This window comes from Piscinibacter sp. (assembly GCF_050175855.1).
Lineage (GTDB): Bacteria > Pseudomonadota > Gammaproteobacteria > Burkholderiales > Burkholderiaceae_C > Piscinibacter.
Map to the genome: position 1 here is coordinate 1 of NZ_JBFXIO010000559.1, position 2,598 is coordinate 2,598.

The following is a 2,598-nucleotide window of genomic DNA, read 5'->3' on the forward strand; positions in this document are numbered from 1 at the left end:
ATCGCCGGCGGCGGCACCACCCCCGCGACCGAAGAGGAAGCCGAGGAAGCGGCCGAAGCGGCGCTGTCCACGGTCGACTCCGAATTCGGCCGCACCCCCGACCCGGTGCGCATGTACATGCGCGAGATGGGCACGGTGGAGCTGCTCACGCGCGAGGGCGAGATCGAGATCGCCAAGCGCATCGAAGGCGGCCTGCAGGCGATGATGCTGGCCATCTCCGCCTCGCCGACGACGATCGCCGAGCTGCTGAGCTACTCGGACAAGATCCGCGCCGGCGAGATGCAGATCTCGGAGGTGGTCGACGGATTCGTCAGCGAAGACGAGGCCGACGACTACGTGGCCGAGGAGGATGTCGACTTCTTCGACGAGGACGACGACGACGACGGCGCCGGCGGCAGCAAGGCACTGACCAAGAAGCTCGAGGAGCTGAAGACCGCCGCGATGGTCAAGTTCGACTCGCTGCGCACGAACTTCGACAAGATGCGCAAGGCCTTCGAGAAGGAAGGCTACCAGTCGCCAGCCTACAACAAGGCCCAGCAGGCGATCAGCACCGAGCTGATGACGATCCGCTTCACCGTCAAGACGATCGAGAAGCTGTGCGGCATCCTGCGCGGCCAGGTCGACGACGTGCGCCGCTACGAGCGCGAGCTGCGCAAGATCATCGTCGACAAGTGCGGCATGCCGCAGGAGCACTTCATCAAGAGCTTCCCGCCCAACGCGCTGAACCTGAAGTGGGCCGAGAAGGAAGTCGCCGCGGGCAAGCCCTACAGCGCGGTGCTGCAGCGCAACCTGCCGCCGGTGCAGGAACTGCAGAAGAAGCTGATGGACGTGCAGGCGCGCGCCGTCGTTCCGCTGGAGGATCTCAAGGAGATCAACCGCAAGATGAACGAGGGCGAGAAGGCCAGCCGAGATGCGAAGAAGGAGATGATCGAGGCCAACCTGCGCCTGGTGATCTCGATCGCCAAGAAGTACACCAACCGCGGCCTGCAGTTCCTCGACCTGATCCAGGAAGGCAACATCGGCCTGATGAAAGCGGTCGACAAGTTCGAATACCGCCGCGGCTACAAGTTCTCGACCTACGCCACGTGGTGGATCCGCCAGGCCATCACGCGCTCGATCGCCGACCAGGCGCGCACCATCCGCATCCCGGTGCACATGATCGAGACGATCAACAAGATGAACCGCATCTCGCGCCAGCACCTGCAGGAGTTCGGCTACGAGCCGGACGCGCCGACGCTGGCCGAGAAGATGGAGATCCCCGAGGACAAGATCCGCAAGATCATGAAGATCGCCAAGGAGCCGATCTCCATGGAGACGCCGATCGGCGACGACGACGACTCCCACCTGGGCGACTTCATCGAGGACACCAACAACACCGCGCCGATCGATGCCGCCATGCAGGCCGGCCTGCGCGACGTGGTCAAGGACATCCTCGACTCGCTGACGCCGCGCGAGGCCAAGGTGCTGCGCATGCGCTTCGGCATCGAGATGAGCACCGACCACACGCTGGAGGAAGTCGGCAAGCAGTTCGACGTGACGCGCGAGCGCATCCGCCAGATCGAGGCCAAGGCGATCCGCAAGCTCAAGCACCCGAGCCGCTCGGACAAGCTGCGCACCTATCTGGACAATCTCTGATTGGCGCCGCAGTGCGACAAAGGGCCCCCTAGGGGCCCTTTTCGCTGGGGAAGCCCCCTCGCAGACGATAAACTTTGCCCCATGCCGCTGAGCTGCCTCACCGCATGACCCAGATCGTCGAGCGCACCATCCTGTTTGCCGACCTGCGCGGCAGCACGTCGCTGTACGAGTCGATGGGCAACGCCGAGGCCACCGCGGTGGTCACGCAGAGCGTGGCCCTGCTTGCGCGCATCGTCGAGGCCATGGGCGGGCAACTGGTGAAGACGTTGGGCGACGGGCTGATGGCGATGTTCATCCTGCCCAAGGCCGCCCTGGCAGCGGCCGAGGAAATGCACGACTCGCTGGAGCGCATCGGCGGCCCGGGCAGCAGCCTGCCGCAGCCGCTGAAGGTGCAGGTCGCGCTGGCCTGCGGCGAGGTGGTGCAGATGTCGGGCGACGTCTTCGGCGACGCCGTCAACGTGGCCGCGCGCTTGCTCGACCACGCGGGCGACAACGAGACCCTGCTCACCTCGGCGGTGCTCGCCGGATTGCCGCCGGCGCAGCGCGAGCGCTTCCGCAGCCTCGACCGCATGCAGCTGCGCGGCCGCGTCGAGCCGGTGCACGTCTACCTGCTCGAGGCGCAGCGCAATCCCGGCGACACGGCGGCCACCGCCTTCGGCGACATGGCGCCGGCCGCCGAGCCGGAGGGCATCCGCCTCGTGTGGCTGAACATGAACCGGGTCTACAGCGGCCCCAGCCTGCCGGTGGTGCTCGGCCGAAGCCCGGGCGTCACCTACTGCATCGACGACACGCGGGTGTCGCGCTCGCATGCCCGCATCGACTGGCACGGCGGCCCCATCCAGCTCACCGACCTGAGCTACAACGGCACCTACGTGCGCTTCGATCACGACCCCGAGGTGATCAGCCTGCGGCGCGGCACCTGCACGCTGCACGGCAGCGGCCTGATCGGCCTGGGCACACCGC

2 protein-coding genes are annotated in these 2,598 nt (G+C 66.6%); both read left to right on the forward strand.

What is annotated here, in order from left to right; genetic code table 11:
* Positions 1-1,635 (forward strand): RNA polymerase sigma factor RpoD (gene rpoD / locus AB7U92_RS25670; protein WP_428583463.1); only part of this gene is annotated, 1,635 nt, incomplete at its 5' end.
* Positions 1,636-1,739: 104 nt separating this feature from the next.
* Positions 1,740-2,598 (forward strand): adenylate/guanylate cyclase domain-containing protein (locus tag AB7U92_RS25675; RefSeq protein WP_428583465.1); only part of this gene is annotated, 859 nt, incomplete at its 3' end.